At 45.2% G+C, this 23,059-nt stretch carries 26 protein-coding genes; 10 read left to right on the top strand and 16 right to left on the bottom strand.

Annotated elements, in window-relative coordinates; genetic code table 11:
• Positions 1 to 173 precede the first annotated feature (173 nt).
• Positions 174 to 2,618 carry an acyl-CoA dehydrogenase FadE gene (gene fadE, locus R7Z78_RS10270; RefSeq protein WP_005385392.1) on the bottom strand — a complete coding sequence of 815 codons (2,445 nt, stop codon included), beginning with the start codon at positions 2,616 to 2,618 and terminating at the stop codon, positions 174 to 176.
• A gap of 376 nt (positions 2,619 to 2,994) precedes the next feature.
• Between fadE and lpcA the strand changes: the two genes are divergently transcribed.
• On the top strand, positions 2,995 to 3,570 hold the full coding sequence (gene lpcA / locus R7Z78_RS10265; protein ID WP_005380392.1) for a D-sedoheptulose 7-phosphate isomerase: 576 nt from the start codon (positions 2,995 to 2,997) through the stop codon (positions 3,568 to 3,570).
• A 51-nt stretch (positions 3,571 to 3,621) separates the two neighbouring features.
• Positions 3,622 to 4,467, top strand: coding sequence for a class II glutamine amidotransferase (locus tag R7Z78_RS10260; protein ID WP_005385395.1), 846 nt, complete (start codon positions 3,622 to 3,624; stop codon positions 4,465 to 4,467).
• Positions 4,468 to 4,855: 388 nt separating this feature from the next.
• On the opposite strand, the gene purN is transcribed toward R7Z78_RS10260, so the two are convergent.
• Positions 4,856 to 5,512, bottom strand: coding sequence for a phosphoribosylglycinamide formyltransferase (gene purN / locus R7Z78_RS10255; RefSeq protein ID WP_025768256.1), 657 nt, complete (start codon positions 5,510 to 5,512; stop codon positions 4,856 to 4,858).
• Between the two features lie 151 nt (positions 5,513 to 5,663).
• Positions 5,664 to 6,704, bottom strand: a complete 1,041-nt coding sequence (gene purM, locus R7Z78_RS10250) for a phosphoribosylformylglycinamidine cyclo-ligase (protein WP_005389861.1) — start codon at positions 6,702 to 6,704, stop codon at positions 5,664 to 5,666.
• 179 nt (positions 6,705 to 6,883) lie between these two features.
• On the opposite strand from purM, the gene upp reads away from it, so the two are divergent.
• Complete coding sequence (gene upp / locus R7Z78_RS10245; protein ID WP_005380401.1) at positions 6,884 to 7,510, top strand: uracil phosphoribosyltransferase; 627 nt, start codon at positions 6,884 to 6,886, stop codon at positions 7,508 to 7,510.
• A 116-nt stretch (positions 7,511 to 7,626) separates the two neighbouring features.
• On the opposite strand, the gene R7Z78_RS10240 is transcribed toward upp, so the two are convergent.
• Positions 7,627 to 8,880: a uracil-xanthine permease family protein gene (locus R7Z78_RS10240; RefSeq protein WP_005389855.1), complete on the bottom strand. Its 1,254-nt coding sequence runs from the start codon at positions 8,878 to 8,880 to the stop codon at positions 7,627 to 7,629.
• A gap of 365 nt (positions 8,881 to 9,245) precedes the next feature.
• On the opposite strand from R7Z78_RS10240, the gene R7Z78_RS10235 reads away from it, so the two are divergent.
• Entirely contained in the window at positions 9,246 to 10,454 is a 1,209-nt protein-coding gene (locus R7Z78_RS10235; RefSeq protein ID WP_033907510.1) for a DUF2066 domain-containing protein, read from the top strand.
• A 140-nt stretch (positions 10,455 to 10,594) separates the two neighbouring features.
• Here R7Z78_RS10235 and R7Z78_RS10230 read toward each other — a convergent pair whose 3' ends face one another.
• From R7Z78_RS10230 to R7Z78_RS10215, 4 genes are read right to left on the bottom strand one after another with little or no spacing between them, the layout of a single operon-like run.
• On the bottom strand, positions 10,595 to 11,035 hold the full coding sequence (locus R7Z78_RS10230; RefSeq protein WP_005380407.1) for a DUF2069 domain-containing protein: 441 nt from the start codon (positions 11,033 to 11,035) through the stop codon (positions 10,595 to 10,597).
• A 22-nt stretch (positions 11,036 to 11,057) separates the two neighbouring features.
• Positions 11,058 to 11,627: an NAD(P)H:quinone oxidoreductase gene (wrbA, locus tag R7Z78_RS10225; RefSeq protein ID WP_005380409.1), complete on the bottom strand. Its 570-nt coding sequence runs from the start codon at positions 11,625 to 11,627 to the stop codon at positions 11,058 to 11,060.
• Entirely contained in the window at positions 11,628 to 11,978 is a 351-nt protein-coding gene (gene arsC, locus R7Z78_RS10220) for an arsenate reductase (glutaredoxin) (protein ID WP_033907509.1), read from the bottom strand.
• Between the two features lie 16 nt (positions 11,979 to 11,994).
• Positions 11,995 to 13,446: a M48 family metalloprotease gene (locus tag R7Z78_RS10215; protein ID WP_169644370.1), complete on the bottom strand. Its 1,452-nt coding sequence runs from the start codon at positions 13,444 to 13,446 to the stop codon at positions 11,995 to 11,997.
• A 257-nt stretch (positions 13,447 to 13,703) separates the two neighbouring features.
• Between R7Z78_RS10215 and R7Z78_RS10210 the strand changes: the two genes are divergently transcribed.
• Positions 13,704 to 13,940 carry a sulfurtransferase TusA family protein gene (locus tag R7Z78_RS10210; protein ID WP_005380414.1) on the top strand — a complete coding sequence of 79 codons (237 nt, stop codon included), beginning with the start codon at positions 13,704 to 13,706 and terminating at the stop codon, positions 13,938 to 13,940.
• Position 13,941: 1 nt separating this feature from the next.
• The gene (locus R7Z78_RS10205; RefSeq protein ID WP_005380416.1) at positions 13,942 to 15,015 is read left to right on the top strand and encodes an AI-2E family transporter; all 1,074 of its coding nucleotides are present in this window, start codon (positions 13,942 to 13,944) and stop codon (positions 15,013 to 15,015) included.
• A 77-nt stretch (positions 15,016 to 15,092) separates the two neighbouring features.
• Here R7Z78_RS10205 and bcp read toward each other — a convergent pair whose 3' ends face one another.
• Together bcp and R7Z78_RS10195 are read right to left on the bottom strand one after the other, a co-directional pair.
• Positions 15,093 to 15,563 (bottom strand): thioredoxin-dependent thiol peroxidase, encoded by a 471-nt coding sequence (gene bcp / locus R7Z78_RS10200; protein ID WP_005380418.1) that lies wholly within the window; start codon positions 15,561 to 15,563, stop codon positions 15,093 to 15,095.
• A 16-nt stretch (positions 15,564 to 15,579) separates the two neighbouring features.
• Complete coding sequence (locus tag R7Z78_RS10195) at positions 15,580 to 16,122, bottom strand: glycine cleavage system protein R (protein ID WP_005380420.1); 543 nt, start codon at positions 16,120 to 16,122, stop codon at positions 15,580 to 15,582.
• Between the two features lie 476 nt (positions 16,123 to 16,598).
• On the opposite strand from R7Z78_RS10195, the gene dapA reads away from it, so the two are divergent.
• Entirely contained in the window at positions 16,599 to 17,477 is an 879-nt protein-coding gene (gene dapA, locus R7Z78_RS10190) for a 4-hydroxy-tetrahydrodipicolinate synthase (protein ID WP_005380422.1), read from the top strand.
• Between the two features lie 80 nt (positions 17,478 to 17,557).
• Entirely contained in the window at positions 17,558 to 18,577 is a 1,020-nt protein-coding gene (gene bamC / locus R7Z78_RS10185) for an outer membrane protein assembly factor BamC (RefSeq protein ID WP_005380424.1), read from the top strand.
• Positions 18,578 to 18,683: 106 nt separating this feature from the next.
• Here the strand turns inward: bamC and R7Z78_RS10180 are convergent, their stop codons facing one another.
• From R7Z78_RS10180 to R7Z78_RS10165, 4 genes are read right to left on the bottom strand one after another with little or no spacing between them, the layout of a single operon-like run.
• Positions 18,684 to 18,887 carry a DUF2897 family protein gene (locus tag R7Z78_RS10180; RefSeq protein ID WP_005380425.1) on the bottom strand — a complete coding sequence of 68 codons (204 nt, stop codon included), beginning with the start codon at positions 18,885 to 18,887 and terminating at the stop codon, positions 18,684 to 18,686.
• Positions 18,884 to 19,582, bottom strand: a complete 699-nt coding sequence (locus tag R7Z78_RS10175; protein ID WP_033907098.1) for a M15 family metallopeptidase — start codon at positions 19,580 to 19,582, stop codon at positions 18,884 to 18,886. The genes R7Z78_RS10180 and R7Z78_RS10175 overlap by 4 nt, the downstream gene beginning before the upstream one ends.
• Before the next feature lie 14 nt (positions 19,583 to 19,596).
• Complete coding sequence (dapE, locus tag R7Z78_RS10170; RefSeq protein WP_033907099.1) at positions 19,597 to 20,733, bottom strand: succinyl-diaminopimelate desuccinylase; 1,137 nt, start codon at positions 20,731 to 20,733, stop codon at positions 19,597 to 19,599.
• Between the two features lie 18 nt (positions 20,734 to 20,751).
• Entirely contained in the window at positions 20,752 to 21,102 is a 351-nt protein-coding gene (locus R7Z78_RS10165; RefSeq protein WP_005380431.1) for an ArsC family reductase, read from the bottom strand.
• Positions 21,103 to 21,393: 291 nt separating this feature from the next.
• Between R7Z78_RS10165 and R7Z78_RS10160 the strand changes: the two genes are divergently transcribed.
• The gene (locus R7Z78_RS10160) at positions 21,394 to 21,681 is read left to right on the top strand and encodes a winged helix-turn-helix domain-containing protein (protein ID WP_033907100.1); all 288 of its coding nucleotides are present in this window, start codon (positions 21,394 to 21,396) and stop codon (positions 21,679 to 21,681) included.
• Between the two features lie 34 nt (positions 21,682 to 21,715).
• On the opposite strand, the gene R7Z78_RS10155 is transcribed toward R7Z78_RS10160, so the two are convergent.
• Together R7Z78_RS10155 and R7Z78_RS10150 are read right to left on the bottom strand one after the other, a co-directional pair.
• Positions 21,716 to 22,048 carry a DUF4156 domain-containing protein gene (locus R7Z78_RS10155; RefSeq protein ID WP_005380435.1) on the bottom strand — a complete coding sequence of 111 codons (333 nt, stop codon included), beginning with the start codon at positions 22,046 to 22,048 and terminating at the stop codon, positions 21,716 to 21,718.
• A gap of 3 nt (positions 22,049 to 22,051) precedes the next feature.
• Positions 22,052 to 22,405, bottom strand: a complete 354-nt coding sequence (locus R7Z78_RS10150) for a DUF2956 domain-containing protein (protein WP_005380437.1) — start codon at positions 22,403 to 22,405, stop codon at positions 22,052 to 22,054.
• A gap of 144 nt (positions 22,406 to 22,549) precedes the next feature.
• Here R7Z78_RS10150 and R7Z78_RS10145 point away from each other — a divergent pair, with 144 nt between their 5' ends.
• A complete protein-coding gene (locus R7Z78_RS10145) occupies positions 22,550 to 23,035 on the top strand; it encodes a DUF2919 domain-containing protein (RefSeq protein ID WP_025768263.1) in 486 nt (161 codons plus the stop codon).
• Positions 23,036 to 23,059 lie beyond the last annotated feature (24 nt).

Genomic DNA, 23,059 nt, shown 5'->3' with positions numbered 1-23,059 from the left:
CCGCTTAGTTGGAACGTCTGTGAGTTAGTTATCACTGGAAATCGGGGAAAAGATTGGAGTGCGAGGATTTTATTGCGCAGGGGGGCTTTGTAGTGTGAGGTGTTATGAATCCGATTCTGGAAGCAATAAAAAACGGGAGCTGATACTCCCGTTTGTGGTCTCAGATTCTAGAGTTACGCGACACTATCCATCTGAGGGTATAGCGGCTTTGCGGCAAGCAGTTCCGGCTCAAAATCGTCAACGTTGATTGTATCTAGACGATGCTGTTCCGCTTCTCTGAGTAGATCGGCTTCTTCTTGCGTGATAAAGCCTTGCTCTAGCCCTTCCTGAGCAATCATATCCAAACGTAAGAATGGGCGACGCTTACCTTGCGCTTTACATACTTTGTCAAACACAGGCTCAGCTTGAAGAATGACTGATAGTGCAAGCTCAATCTTACCTGCTGCGTTGTGCTCGGTCGGTTCAAGGTATTGACCGCGACCAATGCGTGAGCGCGTTGCACTTGGCGTTTGTAGAATGCGTGCCACTTTGCTGTCTAGTTTATCGCTTGGCGCTTTGCGTACACGACCGAATGGCATGATTAACACGCGCAGTGCACGACCAATCACTTTGTTCGGGAAGTTTGCTAAGAATTCGTCTACCGCCACTTCCGCTTGTTTCAAACTGTCTTGTAGACCCCAGTGTACTAATGGTAAATCTTCGACTGGGCGTCCATCTTGCTCAAAACGTTTCAACGTCGCAGAGCTCAAATATAGCTGGCTTAGAATGTCACCAAGACGCGCTGATAGACGCTCTTTACGCTTCAAAGAGCCACCTAGCACTGCCATTGAGATATCCGATAGCAGAGCAAGGTTTGCACTGTAACGGTTCAATTGTTGGTAGTAACGCTTGGTTGCATCTTTGGTTGGTGATGAAGAGCCCAGACCGTCGCTCAAACCAAACCAGATACTGCGCACTAGGTTACTCATTGTAAAGCTCACGTGACCAGCAAGCGCTTTATCAAACTTCTCGACAGCATTACTTGCTTCAGAATACGCCGCGTTCATTTCTTCAAGAACGTACGGATGGCAACGGATTGCGCCTTGGCCAAAGATGATCATTGAGCGTGTTAGAATGTTAGCACCCTCAACCGTTACTGCGATTGGCGCACCTTGGTAACCACGAGCTAGGAAGTTAGAAGGTCCCATACAGATACCTTTACCGCCTACGATGTCCATTGCATCGATGATGCTTTGCTGGCCGCGGTGCGTACAGTGATACTTCACGATAGCTGAGATTACTGAAGGCTTTTCACCTAAGTCGATACCCGCAACGGTTAAGTTGCTTGCTGCATCCATCACGTAAGCATTACCACCCAAGCGTGCTAATGGTTCTTCAACCCCTTCCATATGGCCGATAGGCTGTTTGAACTGACGACGAATACGTGAGTAAGCACCGGTTGCCATTGCCGCAGTTTTGATGCCACCTGTTGAGTTTGAAGGTAGCGTGATACCACGTCCAACCGACAGACACTCAACCAGCATACGCCAACCTTGGCCCGCCATTTTTTCACCACCGATAATGAAATCGATAGGAACAAAGATGTCTTTACCGCGCGTTGGACCATTTTGGAATGGTACATTGAGCGGGAAGTGTCGGTTACCAATCTCAACACCTTTGACATCAGTTGGGATAAGCGCACAAGTGATGCCAAGATCTTCTTTGTCGCCTAGCAAACCTTCAGGATCGCGAAGTTTAAATGCTAAGCCTAGTACCGTTGCGACTGGCGCTAGGGTGATGTAGCGCTTGTTCCAAGTCAGGCGCATACCCAGTACTTCTTTTCCTTCCCATTCGCCTTTACAGACCACACCGTAATCTGGAATAGAGCCTGCGTCAGAACCCGCTTCTGGACTTGTTAGGGCGAAACAAGGGATTTCCTTACCTTCAGCTAGACGCGGTAAGTAATGATTTTTTTGATCTTCAGTACCGTAGTGTTGCAGTAGCTCACCTGGGCCCAAAGAGTTAGGAACACCAACGGTAGACGATAGAACGCCAGAAACACCCGTTAGTTTTTGTAGTACTAGTGATTGCGCGTATGCTGAGAATTCCAGACCACCGTACTTTTTCTTAATGATCATGGCGAAGAACTTATGATCTTTCAGGTATTGCCAAACTTCTGGCGGTAAGTCCGCGAGTTCATGGGTCACTTGGAAATCACTCACCATGGCGCACACTTCATTCACAGGGCCGTCTAAAAAGGCTTGTTCTTCCGCACTTAACTTAGGTGCTTGAATCGCGTGTAGCTTTTGCCACTCTGGTTTGCCTTTAAACAGTTCGGCTTCCCACCAGACGGTACCTGCGTCTAACGCTTCTTTTTCGGTTTGAGACATAGCTGGCAGCACTTTCTTGAAAAGCACTAACGCTTTGCGGCTAATTAAAGACTGACGTACGCCAGGAACCGCGAGCACAGCTGCGGCGAGAACGTAAATCGCCCAACCAATAACGCCGACAGTTCCTGCTACTGTAAGAGCCAGCATGGCCGCGGTGAGTAAGCTAATAGATTTCACGAGAGACATGCGGTGGTAGAGCGTAATGCCTAGCACGATCGCCATCGTGATGATTGAGAGCAAGATGTCCATATATATTTTCCTTTTCAGACTTTATAAGTTTTGTACGTCTGCATGTTAGGTAAGAGGTCTAACCAGTTGGTTTAAGTGTAATCAAAATATTAAGGAAATGTAAAACATAAGATTGGATAAAAAGTGATCTAAGTAGAGTTAAAATTCTAAAGTTGAGATTTGAGTGATGGTTTCATGAGCAAGTTGACAAGTTTATTACCATCACTAATCTAAATCTGTTGGTTCACTATCGACACTAATTCTCGTTTGTGGGTAAACTCAGAGTAATCAAACCCGAGTTCAGGTTTATGAAATTTCCGATACCAAATTGGTATCAGAACAATTTGCTCAGTGAGTCAAGAGCTGACTGAAGCCGAAATAATAAAGAGAACGTCTTATGTACCATGATCTGATTAGAAGTGAATTAAACGAAGCTGCTGAAGTGCTCAACAAATTTTTAAGCGATGACCATAACATTGCGCAAATCGAAGCAGCGGCGAAAATGATTGCTGACTCATTCAAGCAAGATGGTAAAGTATTGTCATGTGGTAACGGTGGTTCTCACTGTGATTCAATGCACTTTGCCGAAGAGCTAACAGGCCGTTACCGAGAAAATCGTCCTGGCTATGCTGGTATTGCTATTTCAGATCCAAGCCACCTTTCTTGTGTGAGTAATGACTTTGGTTATGACTTCGTGTTTTCACGCTATGTAGAAGCGGTTGGTCGAAAAGGTGACGTACTGTTTGGCCTGTCGACGTCAGGTAACTCAGGTAACATCCTGAAAGCGATTGAAGCAGCACAAGCGAAAGGCATGAAGACGATTGCGCTAACAGGTAAAGATGGCGGCAAAATGGCAGGCCTTGCAGATATTGAAATCCGCGTTCCACACTTTGGTTATGCAGACCGCATTCAGGAAATTCATATTAAGATTATTCATATCATCATTCAGTTGATCGAAAAAGAGATGGAATAATCGTTTTACGGCCACCGTTTCGAGCTGTGTTGTTAGGGAGTTTTTTAAACCATGTGTGAATTGCTCGGTATGAGCGCTAATGTTCCAACGGATATTTGTTTCAGTTTTACTGGGCTCATGCAGCGTGGAGGTCGAACCGGCCCACACCGTGACGGATGGGGGATCACCTTCTACGAAGGGAAGGGCTTTCGAACCTTCAAAGATCCCAAGCCAAGTTGTGAGTCTAAAATAGCAGAGTTGGTACAAAATTATCCCATCAAAAGTCGTGCGGTCGTTAGTCATATCCGACAGGCGAATCGTGGTGGTGTTAATTTAGAAAATACTCATCCCTTTACACGTGAGCTGTGGGGTAGGTATTGGACGTTTGCGCATAACGGTCAGCTCTCTGGCTACCAAGACTTGCATACAGGTCGACATCGACCTGTCGGTGAGACAGATAGTGAACTGGCATTTTGCTGGTTATTGAAGCAAATGGAAGATCGATATCCTGAGCCACCAAAGGATATGGAGTCGGTATTCTTATATGTTGCTAAATGTTGTGATGAGCTAAAAGAGAAGGGTGTATTTAACATGCTTCTGAGTGATGGTGAGTATGTAATGACGTATTGCACCAATCATTTGTATTGGATCACAAGACGCGCACCGTTTGGAAAAGCCGCGTTGCTTGATGAAGATGTGGAAATTAACTTCCAAGAAGAAACAACGCCACACGACATCGTTTCTGTGATTGCAACTCAACCTTTGACGGGCAACGAAGCTTGGCAGCGTATGAAACCTGGCGAATACGGCTTGTTTCACCTAGGTGAACTAGTCAAAAATAATGCCTCTGAACTGGTAAATGTGCCGTTTGCGGCGGCTAAGCCGGGCAATCAAGCGCCAACCGAACCGTTAGAGTGATGGTCTCTTACTCTGAATATAAAAATAAAGCTCGCTTAATCGCGAGCTTATTTTTATGCGTTTTAAACCGAGGGCGGATACGGATGAGCATTCTTACTTTCTAGAGTGCTGGTAGTAGAGTCCTAGTCTCGCTAAGGCTTGCTGTAAAGACGTAACTGATAGAAATTTCTCATAAAACACCTCGTCAGTCTGAACGGTGAAGAACGAACCAGATTCAGAATCTACTTTCCGAGTGTTATGTTACTCAAGTGGTTATGGGATTTTTTAGAATGTTGGGTTTTAGGTTTCTAGTCTCACTACGGCTTTCTTGAATCAAGTTTATAAGTATTAAAACAACCAAGAGCAGCCCTCAGGCTGCTCTTTTGTGCTTGGAGTTTATTATTCAGGGCTACTCATCTGAGGCGTACCCATGTACGCCAAGCTCTGCGCCATCTAAATAGGCTTTACCATCCTTCATGATCAACCGCTCGTCTACCAGCCACTTAGCCACCATAGGGTAGATTCGGTGCTCCTGCGCCTGAACACGTGCCGCAAGTACACTAGCATCATCGTCTTCGAACACAGGAACTTTTGCTTGCAGTATGACAGGGCCACCATCAAGCTCTTCCGTTACAAAGTGCACACTCGTACCATGTTCTTTATCGCCAGCATCAATTGCTCTCTGGTGTGTGTGTAGCCCAGGATATTTTGGTAGAAGAGAAGGGTGGATATTGATCATCTTACCCATGTAATGAGAAACAAATGCGCTGCTCAGAATGCGCATGTAACCAGCAAGAATAATCACGTCTGGTTGGTATTCATCTATTTGACTCATTAGCTCTGCATCAAAGCTTTCACGCGAGCTGAATGCTTTAGGGTCGACAAAGTGACCGTCTACATCAAACTTTTTTGCACGTTCTAAACCAAAAGCATCTGCTTTGTTAGAGAACACGGCTGCCACTCGTGCGTTTGGCATGCTGTCTTCGCAAGCTTCCAAGATAGCTTGCAGGTTACTTCCGTTACCCGAGATGAGGACCACAAAGTTTTTTAGGGTATGGTTTTTCATGATGTCGAGAGCGCCTTGGTATTGTAGGTTGGAGTTATGTAGCTTCTAAACTACCTACTAATAGAATGGTTTTTAGTGTTCTAGATAGCAAAATGAGGACCTAGTCATCTAGTGTCCTCATTCTTCTTATCTTTTGAGCTCGATTTGCAAATTATTGGATTTCAACTTGCTCTTCGTTCGCGTCTGCTTGTGCGATTTGACCAATCACCCACGCGTTTTCGCCTTCTTCTTTAAGAAGAGCAACTGCTGCGTCTGCCTGGTCTTTCGGTAGTGCGACGATTAGACCTACACCACAGTTGAATGTGCGGTACATTTCGTGTGTGTCGACGTTGCCTTTCTCTTGTAGCCACTTGAAGATAACTGGCCATTCCCAACTGTTACCATCGATAACTGCTTTCGTGCCTTCAGGCAGTACGCGTGGGATGTTTTCCCAGAAACCACCACCAGTGATATGAGAAATCGCATGGATGTCGTGTTTCTCAATCATCTTAAGTGCTGACTTGATGTAAATTTTTGTTGGTTCTAGTAGGTGCTCACCAATAGTGCGGCCTGCTAGCTCTTCGCTCTTATCTGCACCAGATACTTCTAGGATCTTACGGATAAGGGAGTAACCGTTTGAGTGTGGGCCGCTTGAGCCAACAGCGATAAGTGCATCACCAGCAGCGACTTTCGTGCCGTCAATCACGTCTTCTTTTTCTACTACGCCAACACAGAAACCAGCTACGTCGTAGTCTTCGCCTTCATACATGCCCGGCATCTCCGCAGTTTCGCCACCAATTAGGGCACAACCTGCTTGAACACACCCTTCTGCGATACCTGAAACAACATCCGCTGCGGTATCAACGTCTAGTTTGCCTGTTGCATAGTAATCTAGGAAAAACAGTGGCTCTGCCCCTTGCACGATAAGATCATTTACACACATTGCCACTAGGTCGATGCCGATCGTGTCGTGCTTATTCATATCCAGTGCTAGGCGAAGTTTGGTGCCAACGCCATCAGTACCAGAAACCAGTACAGGTTGTTTGTATTTAGTTGGCAATTCGCATAGCGCGCCAAAACCACCGATACCACCCATAACTTCAGGGCGACGAGTACGTTTTACCGCACCCTTAATACGATCCACAAGCGCGTTGCCTGCATCAATATCTACACCAGCGTCTTTATAGCTAAGAGAAGAGTTGTTACCACTCACAGGGAAGTCCTCGGTATTAAGTTGGATATGAAAACGGCGCTATTCTAACAGTGCTTAAACATAGATAGCAAACGTTTGCGTCTGTTTTTTTCTTTAGTGATTTATCCTGATATCCCTGTGAAAATCATGTATAATCTGAAGGTTTGTTTAAATATTGCCAACTATAGCCGGAGATGGACATGAAAGTTGTTGAAGTAAAGCACCCTCTAGTAAAACATAAAATTGGTCTAATGAGAGAAGGTGACATCAGCACAAAACGTTTTCGTGAGTTAGCGACTGAGGTCGGTAGCCTACTTACTTACGAAGCAACGTCAGACTTTGAAACAGAAAAAGTGACCATTGATGGTTGGAACGGTCCGGTAGAAGTAGACCAGATTAAAGGTAAAAAAGTAACCGTAGTGCCAATCCTACGTGCAGGTCTAGGCATGATGGATGGAGTTCTTGAGCACATGCCAAGCGCACGTATCAGTGTTGTGGGTATTTACCGTGATGAAGAAACGCTTGAGCCAGTTCCTTACTTCAACAAGCTTGCTTCAAACATCGAGGAGCGTATTGCGCTTGTTGTTGACCCAATGCTTGCAACAGGTGGTTCTATGATTGCTACGATCGATCTCCTAAAAGAGAAAGGTTGTAACCAAATCAAAGTGCTGGTACTTGTTGCTGCACCAGAAGGTATTGAAGCGCTAGAAAAAGCACACCCAGATGTTGAGCTATACACTGCGGCAATCGATGAGAAGCTTAATGACAAAGGCTACATCGTTCCGGGTCTAGGCGATGCAGGTGATAAGATCTTCGGTACTAAGTAATTCTTTGATGTATTACTATGACTGAACAGAAAAAGGCTTGGTGAAAACCAAGCCTTTTTTGTATCTACAAGAGGAGAAGAGTAAGACACGCCAACTAATAAAGCGGCGCAAACGAACTATTTCGCGCTTTCTTCTTCCATTTGTGCGTTATCCACAACGTGGTTTTCACCTAAATCGTTTGGTAGCACAAGGTTAAGAATAATTGCCACGATACCGCATAGGCTCACACCTTGTAGACTGAACTCACCAATACCGAAAGCCATACCACCAATGCCAAACACAAGTGTTACGGCAACAATCACTAGGTTACGAGACTTATGTAAATCAACGTTATTCTTGATCAGTGTGTTGAGGCCTACCGTTGCGATGGAGCCGAACAGCAGAATCATGATGCCGCCCATAACAGGAACTGGAATCGTTTGAAGAACCGCACCTAGCTTACCTACCAATGCAAGTACGATTGCGGTGATTGCTGCCCAAGTCATGATCACAGGGTTAAATGCTTTGGTTAGCATTACCGCTCCTGTTACTTCACTGTAAGTGGTGTTTGGTGGAGCACCCACCATCGAAGCTGCGATAGTTGCCACCCCGTCACCTGCGATTGTGCGGTGAAGGCCTGGTTTTTTCAGGTAGTTTTTACCTGTAACGTTTGAGATAGCAAGCATGTCACCTACGTGCTCAACCGCAGGTGCGATAGCGACAGGAATCATGAACAAAATTGCGTTGATATTGAACTCTGGCGCGGTGAAGTTTGGCATGGCTAGCCAAGCCGCTTGTTCTACGGGAGTGAAATCAACCACCCCGTAGAATAGAGAAACAGAGTAACCAGCAAGAATACCACCAACAATAGGAACGAGCTTCAAAAAGCCTTTTGCAAAAACGCTGAGTACAATGGTTGTGAGCAGTGAGACCGCCGAGATAATGATCGCAGCATCACCATTAACTAGCTGTGCAGCTCCATCACCAGTTTTACCTACCGCCATGTTCACTGCTGTTGGGGCAAGGCCAAGGCCGATAACCATGATCACAGGGCCAACGACAACGGGCGGGAGAATTTTATGGATAAATCCAACACCACGCACTTTGATCATCGCCCCTAGAGCCACATAAACTAAGCCCGCTGCCATCAAGCCGCCCATCGTTGCACCGATACCCCAAGTTTGGATACCGAACATAATAGGAGCAATAAACGCAAAAGAAGAGGCAAGGAAGATGGGAACAGAACGTTTAGTCATTAACTGGAAGAGGAGAGTACCGACACCGGCACCAAAGAGGGCTACGTTTGGATCAAGGCCAGTTAGGAGCGGCACAAGCACCAAAGCACCAAAAGCGACAAAGAGCATTTGAGCGCCTTGTAACGCGTTTTTCATAATAATTCCCTATTTTCAAGATACGCAGACAAATCCGGCGAATACTATCATCCTGCAATCGTTTGCAATGTTGCATAGATCAAACTTTCGATTGAATTTTTCCCATAAATAGCACTTTTGAGAGTTGCTTGCTTGCAAATTGTCCTCTTTTACGTGTCTTGCGTGAAGATGAAAAATGGACAGCCTAACTTGTTGAGATAGCTTAATAAGCAATGAGTTTATTATAAAAAATAGCACTGAAGCGCTGGTTGAGGCCCGAGTTAACAAAGCTGGTCATAATACAGACAATTTACTCAGTACTTACCTTGCTCAAGATTTGATAGTTGCTTATTATTCGGGTTCTTGTTCAGAGGATTATAAAAACTATGCGCTATTTAGCTCTCTTACTGATAGGTTGGTTGTCCCTACCAGTATATGCATTAACTCAGGTGGATATCTATCGTGCCGAAGTGGTTATCGACAGTGAGCAGAACGACGGTGAGTCTTTGGCTCGTCAACAAGGTATGCAGGATGTGATTGTTCGAGCGACCGGTTCTCAATCCTCTTTAAGCAATCCAGTGATTAAAAAGGCACTTAGCTCAAGTGCGCGTTACATTTCTCAACTGAGCTATGGGCAGGTTGATGGAAAAGCGAGCTTAAAAATGTTGTTTAACAACGACCAAATCAGCTCTCTTTTAACACAAGCACAATTGCCATCTTGGTCGCCAAATCGTGCCAATATTTTAGTTTGGATGGTTGAAGAACAGGGTTACGATCGTAACATTGCGTGGGAGCATTCTGAATCTTCAAATGTTGCAGCACTTCGTAGCGCAGCGAAACTAAGAGGCCTACCAATCACTATCCCGGTTGGGGATTTTGATGATGTAACCGGTGTTAATGTCTCTGATCTTTGGGGCGGCTTTATTGAGCCAATTGGTCAAGCTAGCCAGCGCTACCCAGCTGACGCCGTTTTGGTTGTACGAGCTCAAGGTGAACAAATTCGTTGGACACTCTACGACCAGTCGCCAACGAGAATTGTAGAGGCGCAACGTTCTCCGCGTAGCGGGTCTGCATCAGGTGCTAATGCTATTGCAGAAATGGTGGATGGCATCGCAGACTACTATGCAAGTAAGAGTGCAGTTGTGGTTTCAGGAAAGTCTTCAAAAGCGCTAGCAGTGAAAGTCCTTAATGTAACCTCTGCCACGGACTTCTTCCGTTTAGAGAATGCGCTAAAACAACTTAATTCGGTTGCGGGTACAGAGATTAAGCGTGTTCAAGGGGACGAGTTAACGCTCAACATCCACCTTTTGGCATCACAACAAGCTTTTGAGAAAGAAGCTTCTTCTATTTCTCAATTAATGGTTTTTGAAGATCCTTTAGGTGAAGTTGATGCCCCAGCTTCAACTCAAGAAGAAGAGCCATTGGTTCAGAGTAATGAAGCAAAAGACGCCGCGACGCCAAAAGAAGCGCAGCCTGAAGTACCAGTAAATGTTGTGGCAGAAGCAAGTGACGAAACACAACCAACTCAGCCGATGATTGTGGAGCCTGTCCGAGAACAGTATGACTTGATCTACGAGTGGCGCTCGGCATCGTAATCTCCTTGGTAGCGTTCCAGGCGTGAAACGCAAGGATCAAACACCAATGTGGTAAGCATAAAAAAGAGTCGCAATAGCGACTCTTTTTGTTTTCTAAATTCGTATTCGAACCAATGATCAGTGATTGACTGCGATTGGCGTTATTTATTGAATTTCGCTTTTTCTTCTTTTTCTACTTGAGAGAGGCGTTTCAACTTAAGACCTAGCTCTTTGCCTCTCGCTCTAGCAAACAAAATATTACCAGCGAAACCGAGTGAAGTCAGTATCAGTTCCACTGCCGCAAGCCAGCGTTCACCCCCATCCACATAAAGGATGGTCAGCGCATGCAAGAAATACAGCATAAGAACAAAGTTAGCCCAAGCATGAGTGTAAGGCTTACCAGCTAAAATACCAGGCAACGGAAGTAGTAGCGGAATACACCAAGCAATAGCAAGTGTTGTGCTGCTGAGGTGAGGGTGAGGGGATAACGCAAGCTGCCAAATAGCGACCCAGGCTAATAAGGCTAAGTTGCCAAATAAAGCCAGGTAACGATAGGTTTTAGCCTGTGTACCGAGTGGTGTTTGGTCTAAAGAGTCAGACATCGATTAACTATCCTTGATTTTACTAACAGACTTTTAGTTTTAACGCTGCAGTTGCCAGCCTTTTGCCTAATTGTTGTGCCAGGCGAATCTCTTCACTGCTCAGGGTCGCCTCATGGCCTACACTGCTGGCGCCATACGGAGTGCCTCCGGACTGCGTAGTGTGTAACTCTGGCTCGGAATAAGGAATGCCCAAAACCATCATCCCGTGATGCAATAAAGGGGTCATCATGCTTTGTAACGTTGTTTCTTGACCACCATGCATCGAGGACGAAGAGGTAAAGACACAAGCAGGCTTATCGATTAAGTCACCACTGACCCATAAAGATGTAGTCTGATCCCAGAAGTGCTTTAAAGGCGCAGCCATGTTGCCAAACCAGACGGGGCTGCCAAACGCTAGACCGTCGCACGTTTTCAGTTCCTCTAGAGTAACAATTGGATCAGAAGGGGAGTGTGAGTGAGGTGACAATTCTTCAACTGTACGCAAAATTGCTTGGCATTGAGGAGTCGATTCGACTCCTCTTGCTATTTGTCTTGCCAGTTGTTTTGTCGAGCCATGACGGCTGAAATACAAAATAAGGATCTGGCAATCCATTTATAAAATATCCAACACTTGCTCTGGTGGGCGACCAATTTTTGCTTTGCCGTTAGCAACGACTACCGGACGCTCAAACAACTTTGGATTTTTCGCCATTGCTTCGAATAATTGCTCATCGCTGACGGAGTCTTCGCCTAAGCCAAGCTCTTTATATTCACTTTCTTTAGTGCGCATCATTTCACGTACAGATGAAAAGCCAAGCTGGGCGTACAGCGCTTTTAGTTCATCCACGTTAAGTGGTGTGTCTAGGTATTTGACGACTTCCGGTGTAACACCATTTTGCTCAAGCAGTTCAAGTGCTTGACGGCTCTTTGAGCAACGAGGGTTGTGATAAATCACGACTGACATGGTTTTCTCCATTTCGTTATTGTAATGCCATGAATCGATCTCTTTGGATCATGAGTTGGTCGATACGGGCATCGTATCGCGCTTGCTCTAAGCTGCCCAACTTGGCCATTTTACTTGCTTCACTATAATATTGAATCGCTTTATTCCAATTTGCTCGCAATGCCAAAATTTCTGCTCGAGCAGCCAACTCTTCATCGCTACGCCCCAGCGCGTGGTAGCTCTTCGATATTAGGTGCCAGCCATTTGTATCTTCAGGATAGTCATGAGTGTATCTTTGAAGAACTCGCGAGGCTTGATCGTTTTTATTATCCTCAAGTAGTGCATTGGCATAGTTAATGGTCAATACTTTATTTTGAGGGTTCCGAGATAACGCTTTACGGAGCATCTCGGTCGCTTTTTCTGGCTGCTTCTTCTCGATGTATAAATCCGTCATAGCATCCAAGTAAAACGGGTTACTTGGGTCTTGTTCCAGTAACTTTTTCAAAATTGGTTCCGCTTGAGATAAGCGTTTATTGTCTAAATGCACGAGTGCCCGACCATAATCAAAAGCAGGTGTAATGTCCGCAGAGGCTTTCTTTTGAGTTCGCTCAAACCAGCTCAGGGCGGCTTGTCCATCAATGCCAGCGTAACGAGCCACAATGCGCGCGCGAGCTAGATGATAGTCTATTGAAGGCACAACACGCATTGGAGGATAGGTTCTTGCTCGCGCACGGCTATCGGTAATTCGATCTTCAGGCAGAGGGTGAGTCAGGAGCATTGGTGGCGGTTTACTCGCGTAACGATACTCATCAGCAAGACGGCCAAAAAACCTTGGCATTGCTTGAACATCAAAACCGGCTTTTGCTAGTGTCGAAATACCAAAGCGATCCGCTTCTTTTTCGTTTGCACGAGTGTAGTTGATTTGACTTTGCATGTTGCCCGCGGTTGCTGCTGTAATTGCAGCCATCCCCGCTTCGGGTGAGGCAATTGAAAGCAGTAGTGCCCCCGCAAGTGCGGCTAATGTGGCCGGAGAGCGGCGTGCTTGTTCTTCCATACTCCGAGCAAGATGACGTTGTGTGACGTGCGCTATCTCGTGAGCGACAACAGAGGCCAGCTCACTTTCTGAACGAGCATGAAGAAACAACCCAGAATGCAGCGCTACATAGCCACCAAAAAACGCGAACGCGTTGATATTACGGTCGCGAATCATAAAGAAGTGGAACGGCGTTTTTACATCATTCGCATTGGCCACTAATTTGTGCCCAAGAGAGTCAATATATTCATTGATGACAGGGTCATTAACGATAGGTTTACTGGCTCTGAGCATACGCATATAGGCGTCGCCATAAATCAACTCTTGGTCTATTGAAAGCGTGCCACCAGCAGCTGTGCCAATGTCTGGCAAGTCAATGCTATTGGCATAAGTTGTCGGCGAACTGATGGCTGCAGCAAGACATAAGCAAACTAGCGAGCGAGTGCGTTTTAACATACGTTTAAAAGGTTCTCCAAAATACATAAGCATGTGGTTACGGGTCGAGAGCCCATTAACAGCGCCACATACGTTTTGGTTATCCGTGAGGATATAAGCTAACAGTAAGACCGGAAATAAATGAATTGGTTTCGTAAATTATTTTATATCCGAGCTATTTCAGCATGTGGTTAAATCATGTCAGAAGTGCTAGCACCAGCTCAAAAAGCCGTTACAATACAACCCTATCATAAGTGCAGAGCAATACAATGGAATCCATGTTACTTGATTTGCGTGAGCAACGTTGTCCTATGGCACTGTTACTTGCAAAGCGTCATGCTGCTGAGGTCTTTCAAGGAGAAGCAAAGCAGTATCATCAACTTGTCATTCAAGTGGTGGACAACAGCTCTAAACGAGACATTGTGAACTATCTTAGTGCCCAAGGGTACTCGGTTGATTGCCAATCTACATCAGAGCACTACACATTGACTGTCTTCAATAAGGAATCCGCATAAGATGTTTGAAATGGTTAGTCGTTGGTATAAACGACGTTTCTCTGACCCTCACGCAGTAAGTCTCGTCGCGATCTTGCTGTTTGGCTTTATCACCATTTACTTCTTTGGACACTTGATTGCGCCATTACTTGTCGCGATCGTTTTGGCTTATCTACTTGAATGGCCAGTTGTCAAAATGTGTCGTATAGGCGTGCCGCGCACCTTGTCGGTTATTATCGTGATCTTGGTCTTTGTCGGGTTAATGTTAATTGCGTTGTTTGGCTTGGTTCCGACGATTTGGACTCAGGTCGGTAATCTAATTAACGATATTCCGAACATGTACAACGGGCTACAAAAGTTTATTGTTACATTGCCAGAGCGCCATCCTGAACTAGCCAATTTAGAAATAGTAGAAACCGTGGTGACGAACGCCAAAAACCAAGCACTGGGGCTGGGTGAAAGTGTCGTCAAAGGGTCGCTTGCTTCATTAGTTAGCATTGCAACGCTAGCGGTATATTTGATCTTAGTGCCACTCCTTATCTTCTTTTTGCTTAAAGACAAAGAAGAAATGCTGCGAATCGCAAGCGGTATTCTGCCGAAAAACCGTAAATTGGCGAATAAAGTTTGGCATGAAATGAACGAGCAGATATCAAATTACATTCGCGGTAAAGTGTTAGAGATTTTAATCGTGGGCGGTGTGAGCTACGTGACTTTTGCCCTTTTAGATCTTCGTTACTCGGCGTTGCTTGCCGTAGCCGTTGGTCTGTCGGTTTTGATTCCTTATATCGGTGCGGCGGCTGTTACTGTACCTGTTGCTATCGTTGGTTTGTTCCAATGGGGTTTAACGCCTCCGTTTTATTGGTTGTTGCTTGCTTACGGTATTATCCAGGCGCTGGATGGTAATGTGTTGGTTCCTGTTCTGTTTTCCGAGGCAGTAAACTTACACCCAGTTGCTATCATTGTGGCTGTATTAGTCTTTGGTGGGCTGTGGGGTTTTTGGGGGGTGTTCTTCGCCATTCCTTTAGCGACATTAGTCAAAGCCGTATGGCATGCATTACCAAGCACGGAAGAAAACGAACCTGTCGAACAAGAGTAGTTGTTACCAAAGGTACGATGGTTAAAAGAAAGCCCAGCAGTTTGCTGGGCTTTTTGTTTGTAGAAAAACAATAGCGTTTAAGCGTTTTCGTTTAAGTAGTTTAATACGACTTCGTGGTGATCTTTGGTTTTGAACTTGTTAAACACGTGTTCGATCACGCCTTCTTCATTGATCAGAAAGCTAATGCGGTGAAGACCGTCGTATACTTTGCCCATGAATTTCTTTTCGCCCCAAACGCCGAACTGGTCAGCAACGGCATGATCTTCATCAGAAAGCAGAGTGAAGTTTAAATCATCGCGCTCGATGAACTTGCCTAGGCGCTTTACAGGATCGATGCTTACGCCGAGTACCACCACGTTATGTGCATCGAGTTCAGCTTTGATGTCACGAAGGCCTTTTGCTTGTGTAGTACAACCCGGCGTCATCGCCTTAGGGTAAAAGTAGAAAAGTACTTTCTTGCCTTTAAAGTCTTCAAGAGAAACGGTATTTCCGTCTTGGTCGAGCAAAGAGAAGGCTGGCGCTGGCGAGCCTGCTGTCAGCGTATTCATTTTGATTTCCTTTACTTTATAGTGTGTTTTTAATGAAATTCAGAGAACCTTGTACGTTGAGCGACTTACAAAGTTCATCGAAGTCTTCTTGTAACTGCATCAAATTAAAATCCGCGCTTACAGATGCAGTAATCGCAATATGAAACTGGTCAGAATCGAGTTGAATTTTCGACTTGCTGATGGTTTGCGCGCTAAGAGAGTCTAAACCAATCTGCTGATCAGCGAAGAACTTAGTAAATTTTTCAGTTAACCCAGGGCGGTCTTCAGACTCAATAAACACTTCCATGGTGTAGCTGTTATCGAGCAGTTCGTGCGCCGCTGTGCGTTTCATGATCGTAATAAGGTCATGTTCTTGGCCAAGCAGGGGCAATTGTGTTTCAACTCGAGTCACGCTGCTGGCGTTCCCAGTCAGGAGCATGATCAGCGTAAATTCGCTGCCAAAGATAGCGATACGGCTATCGACTATGTTACAACCAGCTTGAGTAACGAGCTGTACGACTTGGTTACAAATGCCTGGACGGTCCGTTCCAACTGCTGTAAGTACCAGATGTTGCTTCATAAATGAGCTTCTTGTCCTTTCTTCAATAGAGAGATGTTAGCACAGATATTGCGAAGAAATATCGAGCCAGTTCTTTTTTAGTCCATAAAAAAGCAGTCGGAGCTTGAGGGGAGTGGTGGGAAATAAACAGTAAATGCAGGCTATAGGATAAACAAAACGTTTGCATGATGTGCTTGCCTATTGTCTGGCCGTTTTATTCACTTAGATCTGACTTGGCTAACAAGACCAAAGAGTATATTTTCCTTGCTTGTGCTCTTCAGTATTTTCCAAATCACTGATAGATTCTAAAGTCACTCGAAAGCCCAACACGATTATCAATATTGCCGTTAATCAAACCAAATAGAGCAATTAAGTTGCTAGACCTCTAACAACTGGTAATTATTCATTCATTTGTACTTTGTAAGCGAGTTTACGCTCTTGTGTTTTTCAATCGCATTACAGTACCATGCAGAAAGAGTTAAATGAGGGAGATAAACATGTTTTCAGGAAGTATCGTAGCGCTGATTACGCCATTCAAAGCAGATGGCGAAGTAGACTTTGACGGTCTGCAAAAGCTAGTAGAGTACCACGTTGAAGCGGGTACAGACGGTATTGTGGCAGTAGGCACAACAGGTGAGTCAGCGACACTGACCATTGAAGAGCATGTAAAGGTCGTTAATAAAACTGTTGAGTTTGCCGACGGTCGCATCCCTGTGATTGCTGGCACGGGTGCAAATGCAACCCATGAGGCAGTAACATTTAGCAAATTACTGGCTGATTCTGGTATTGCTGGCTTCCTGAGTGTGACACCGTATTACAACAAACCAACTCAAGAGGGTTTGTTTCTACATTACAAGGCAATTGCCGAAGCGAGTGATGTGCCTCTAATTTTGTACAACGTACCAGGCCGTACTGCTGTTGATATGCAGCCAGAAACAGTGGCACGCTTGTCAAAGCTTGATAATATCGTAGCTCTAAAAGATGCAACGGGCGATTTGGAACGAATTGCAATTCATCGTGAACTTTGTGGCGAAGATTTTATCTTACTAAGTGGCGATGATGCGACAGGGCTGGATTTTGTGAAACTTGGCGGCAATGGTGTTATCTCGGTAACGAACAATATTGCAGCTAAAGACATGGCAGACATGTTCCATTTGGCAAGTGAAGGTAAGTACGAAGAAGCAGAAGCGATTAACCAACGCTTGATGACTCTACATAAAAACCTTTTCATCGAAGCAAGCCCTATCCCAGTAAAATGGGCAGCGCAAAAGCTTGGTTTGATTGAAGAAGGTGGTTTGCGTCTTCCTTTAACTACGCTTTCTGAAAAATCGCAGCCGATCGTCGAGCAGGCGCTAACAGACGCCCATATTTATTAAGATTGAGCTATTAAGATTGAGTTACTAGGATTGAAGTTCATACTGGGGGCCAAAGCGCCCTCGGTGTTTTAGGAGTATAGATGAAGCTTTCAAGCCAGTTAGTGTTAAGTTCATTAGCTGTATTCGTATTGACTGCCTGTTCAGGTGGTGCCAATCAACGTCGTCAAGCAAAAGATGACTTCGAGTATTTGAACTCCCCAAATTTGGGTGAGTGGAATGTCCCACAGGGTGCACAGCCTCAGTTTTACCCTAACTACGAGATCCCTCAGGGTAACTACGCTGGTGGTGTAGGTAAAGATGTCGACATTCGTCCACCTCAACAAGTCCTAGAGCTTATTCCCGGTGCACGTTTGGACCGCAGTAGTGATGGTGAAGTGACACTTTGGCTACTTCGTAAAGATGAACTAGATAAAGTTTGGCAAACGGTGCAAAACATGGTCGCGGCTAACGAGATTCCAGTTGAAAGCCAAACAGACTCTCGCATCGAGACAGGATGGGTGACTTGGGATTCGCCAGATGAAGAGCTAGAAATTGGCAGCCGATATGAAATCGTACGCGCTGAAGCAAATGGTCGACACGGCTTTAAGGTGAGCCTTATTGACTGGCGTGAAGGCAATCAAGTGAAAGAAGTAACGGCGACCAACCGTGAGCGCTACAATGTATTCATGACGAACTTGGTCACCGCTCGCTACGACCAAGAAGTGCGTGAAGAAGCACAGCGTAAAGCGCAAGAGTTGGTTAAACAGATCCCAATCACAATGGGTAAAGACCGCAGCGGACTTCCAGTGATTATCGCGCGTGCGCAATACAACATGCTTTGGCAACGTCTGCCTAATATTCTACCTAAGATGGGCTTTAAGATTGAAGAGCGTAGCCAGTCGCAGGGCACAATCACTGCGAAATATGCGTCTCCGGATGATGAATTCTGGAACGATATCGGCGTTAAACCAGTGGAGTTAGCCGCTGGTAAGTACACATTCTTACTTGGTGATTTAGGCAACCGTACGTCTATCAATATCACCGACTCCTCTGGCAAGCCAGTAGAAGAAGAGTTTTTGAAATCACTAGCGCCTGTATTGGCTGCAACAGTGAAGCAGTAAACAAAGCGAGCTTAACGCGGCGTGTTTACTTAATGATAGAAAAGGGACCTAGTGGTCCCTTTTTTGATGTTTAGATTAAATGTGTCGAGATGAAGCTGGTGAGTAACTAACGAGGCTCGTTTTTGTTTTTATCTTCTTCAGCGTAGCGCTGTTTATCCAATGTGTTCAGCTTATCTAAATCGTTCTTACGGCTTTTATCCATCTGACCAAACTTCATTTTTGCGGTATATTTGAGTGCGGCAATATTACCAATGACCACGCTCAACACTACAATAATAATGACCCAAGGATTGGTTAGTATTTCTATCATAGAGCCTCCGGCGGCGTGATATTGTGAATAAATTTGGCAACGACGTTATCCAAATTATTCAGTATGACGTCAATCCCTGCAATGTTGTCGGTCTGATTTTGTTTAATCAACTGGCTTCTGAGTACATCAAGCGTCAACTGCTCGAGGCATTGCTGCCCGACAGCGCGGTGACTAATGTGCCAAGGCTCAATCGAAACGCCACCTAAATCATGCTGATAAGGGAAGAAGAAACCGAACCGACCAAGGTTGGCTTTTAACCATTGGTAGAACGCTTGCTGGTGGCCTTCAAGATACTCCCAAGGTTCCAACTTGAGTTTGGTGTCAGCAGGCAATAAATTGCGCGCATAGACATCAAAATCACAACCCCAATGATGACGACTTCCTCCGGGCAATGCCGACCAGCGCAAAATGGCCATCAATTTCTCTTCGTCATTTAACTCTGCTTTACTCAAAGGGCGGGAGTTTATGTCGAGAATTGGCAACTCACCAGAAAACTTCCCGTTCCAGATGGCTTTTTGGCGATTAAAGTCACGAAAACCACTGGCGATTTCCATTTTGAAACCTGCTTCGGTTGCGGCATTAATCATCTTCAATAAGTCATTGACTACTTTAGGGTGAAGCATAAATGCCTTTTGCCCCACTAGTGTGGATTGAAGATGGGAATCAGTGATTCCGGTGAGTTGCTCTGGTGTCATTGTGTTCTCGCTGATTACTTCGCCAATAGGTGTTTCAACGTGTTTTCGTACATGTCCGTCAACTTTTCAAGATCGTCGACTTTCACACACTCGTTCACTTTATGAATCGTAGCGTTAACAGGGCCTAACTCTACGACTTGACCTCCCATTCGAGCAATAAAACGACCATCAGACGTACCGCCAGTTGTAAGTAGCGCTGGCTTCGTATCATTGACTTCGGCCACAGCAGCTACAACCGCGTCTAGCAGTGCGCCCGTATCGGTCAGGAATGGGTCTCCGTTGAATGTCCATTTTAGGTCGTAGTCCAGCTCATGCTTGTCCAATGTTTCGGTAACACGCTGAACAATTGCGTCATTGTTAAGCTCAGTACTAAAACGTAGGTTGAACTGAACATGGAACTCGCCAGGAATAACGTTAGACGCACCAGTGCCAGCCGATACATTCGGGATCTGGAAACTAGTCGGTGGGAAGTAATCATTCCCTTTGTCCCATTCTGTCGTCGCGAGTTCATGAATCGCGAGTAGAGACTCGTGCACTGGATTGCTGGCTAGGTGAGGGTAGGCCACGTGACCTTGTGTTCCTTTTACCGTTAAATCACCAGTGATGGATCCACGGCGTCCATTTTTCACTACATCGCCAACCACGTCGGTGCTGGATGGTTCACCAACAATACACATATCGATGTTCTCACCACGTTCCATCAACGTTTCTACAACGCGAACGGTACCATTGATAAATGGCCCTTCTTCATCCGACGTAATTAAGAAGCCAATTGAGCCTTTGTGATCTGGGTTTTCGGCGATAAAGCGTTCAACTGCAACAACCATAGCGGCGAGTGACCCTTTCATGTCAGCTGCGCCTCGGCCATGCAAGTAACCATCAATAATGGTCGGTTCAAACGGATGTGTATTCCAGTGTTCCAATTTGCCAGCTGGTACCACATCGGTGTGGCCAGCAAACGCAAATAGCGGCGCTTCTGAACCACGTCGAGCCCAGAAGTTCGTGGTGTCTTCAAATACCATCACTTCAATTTCAAACCCGAGTGCTTTTAAGCGCTCGATCATCAAATCCTGACAACCTGCGTCTTCCGGCGTTACGGACTGTCTACTGATCAGATCTTTAGCAAGTGCCAATACTGGACTGTCTGTCATCCTTGAGTATTCCTTTATTTAAGAGTTGAAAATGCTAGCGTATTGATCAGCTTTAAAACCGATATGAAGTTGATCATTCACTTTTAAAATTGGGCGTTTAATCATCGCAGGGTTTTCTACCAAAAGAGCGATGGCGTTTTCCTCGTTAAGTGTGTCTTTCTGCTCTTGCGCTAATTGGCGGTAGGTTGTGCCACGTTTATTGAGCACCTGTTCCCAACCTAAAGCGCGACAAAATTCACTTACCATTTCTGCATCAATGCCTTGCTTACGGTAGTCATGGAAGTCGTAAGCAATATCCTCGGCTTCTAACCATTTCTTGGCTTTTTTGATCGTATCGCAGTTGGGAATACCAAACATGGTAATCGACATAGTGTTTCCTTTTTCTTTGTTCTATTTTTCACTGGCGCGGTTAAGACGCACTTAAGTGATTTGGGCTGTTAAAGCATCCTATCAAGAAGCAATCAAACTGACAAAATGCGGTGGAAAATATTTTCAGATAGATTGAGATAACTAATGTCACATAACTTATTTACGATGAATGCGCTATAAATCGAATAAAAATTCGTCTAAATCAAATGGAAAAGTCGAGTTATTGATCAAACGCAACACCTCGCTGAGCAAAAACGAAATAATGAATCAGCACAATTTTAGGAGGTGTCAATGGAATTGAGTCCTGTTTTTGCAAGGCGGCTATATTTGGCCTTGTTGGTGGAAAACCTAGAAAGGCCGAATGTGCCAAAGTTGATCGAAAAAACGGGGTGGCCTCGTCGTACTATTCAAGATGTACTCAAGGCGTTACCTGGGATCGGCATTGAACTCATATTCGTTCAAGATGGCCGACGTCATAATGACGGCTATTATCAACTTTCAGATTGGGGGCCTTTTGATAGCCAATGGGTTCTAGAGCGGGAGAGCGATATCGCTAGCAGTCTTGGATTTCGTGCATAAGCCAGCAATTGCTGGCTTTTTTCATATTCAGGCCTCATCCATTGCAGCGGTAGGCGGAACCCAGCACGCTAAATGAAGTGATAAAATCTTGTGGGGAAACCATAAAAACGGTGTCCGCATCGATAGCCGCTGCATTGTTTTTTAAATCGTTCATCGCGCCTTGCATCATCGCGTCATTAGTCATGAAAATGTAGTTATACCAATGGCCTTCACTTCCAGTAACTTCGCCTTTGTATTCGCATCGCTCAGGGTCGAATTGCGCGTCAATGCGAATATGAACATCTTGACTTTGAGCATGAGTAAGGTGAGAAGGCATCGTGCAACCCGTTAGAAGCACGACAAAAAGTCCAAGTAACAGGCGTTTCATTAGCTATTTCCCCAATACTATGTAAGCAGCAAAGCCAATCCAGCTCAGGACAAGTAGTGTCCAAGGCAGTTTGCTTGATGAATGGTTTGGCGCATCGTCGGTGATATTGTCTTGTTCGATAATCTCTTCATGCTGACGTTGTTTTTCACGTTGCTGTTTTTTCTTCGCTTTATCGGCTTGGCGGTTGCGCTCTTTTTGTTGTTTCTTATATTGCGCGATGCCTTTTTCGATACCTTGAGCGATGAGCTTGGTTTGCTCTTTGGTTTGCCCCGGTTTCTGCGTAGATTTGGCAATTCTCATCGCTTCGGCTTGAGTTTCTTGAGAAGGCACAGGGGTGGCAGGAGTTCTTTTTTTCATGTTTCTCATCAACGTCGCTGTAAATCTTTGTTTAGTTTACCTGTGTAAGGTGCTGAAATGAACTTCAGTTCTCATCTTTGTTGGCTTGCAACTCTGAAACGATAGGTTAAAGTGACGTTTTTATCACATAAAGAAGAAGATGTTGTGCGCTATTCGTTTGACCAATATGACGCCCATGGATTTTTAAAGGCGCCGATCATTTTATGGGTGGGATGGATGTTTCTTGTGCGTTCATGGGTGGTGTTTGCCATGGCTGGTGTAAGTCGTGATAGTGGCAGTAAGCTACTCGCTATTGTTTACCCAGATTCAAGTACGTTGTATTTAGGTTTGGCGATGGGCATTCCAAGTTTGCTTCTTATGTGGTTAATGGGGCTTCGTCATCCCGACAGAGGATGGGTAAACAGAATTACTCGCTATGGTCGCGAGATCACTTTGATCTTGTGCGGTATTCAACTTGCTCAGACCATGTATCATGTGTACCTAGAACATGGAGTGTTTAATTGGGCAAACGCCCTTACCATTACCTTATTAGCTTGGTTTATGATCTATCTTCTAAATGGAAGATGGGTAAAAGACTGTTTTCATGTGCCACAATTAGCGCACGATGAACAGCAGCATTCAAAGAATTAAAAACAATAACTTCCCACTCTGGGG

The sequence above is a fragment of the Vibrio sp. 1167 genome, from assembly GCF_033340375.1.
Classification (GTDB): Bacteria; Pseudomonadota; Gammaproteobacteria; order Enterobacterales; family Vibrionaceae; genus Vibrio; species Vibrio alginolyticus.
Note: the sequence above shows the minus strand (reverse complement) of the source record. Positions and strands in the feature narration are given on the sequence as shown.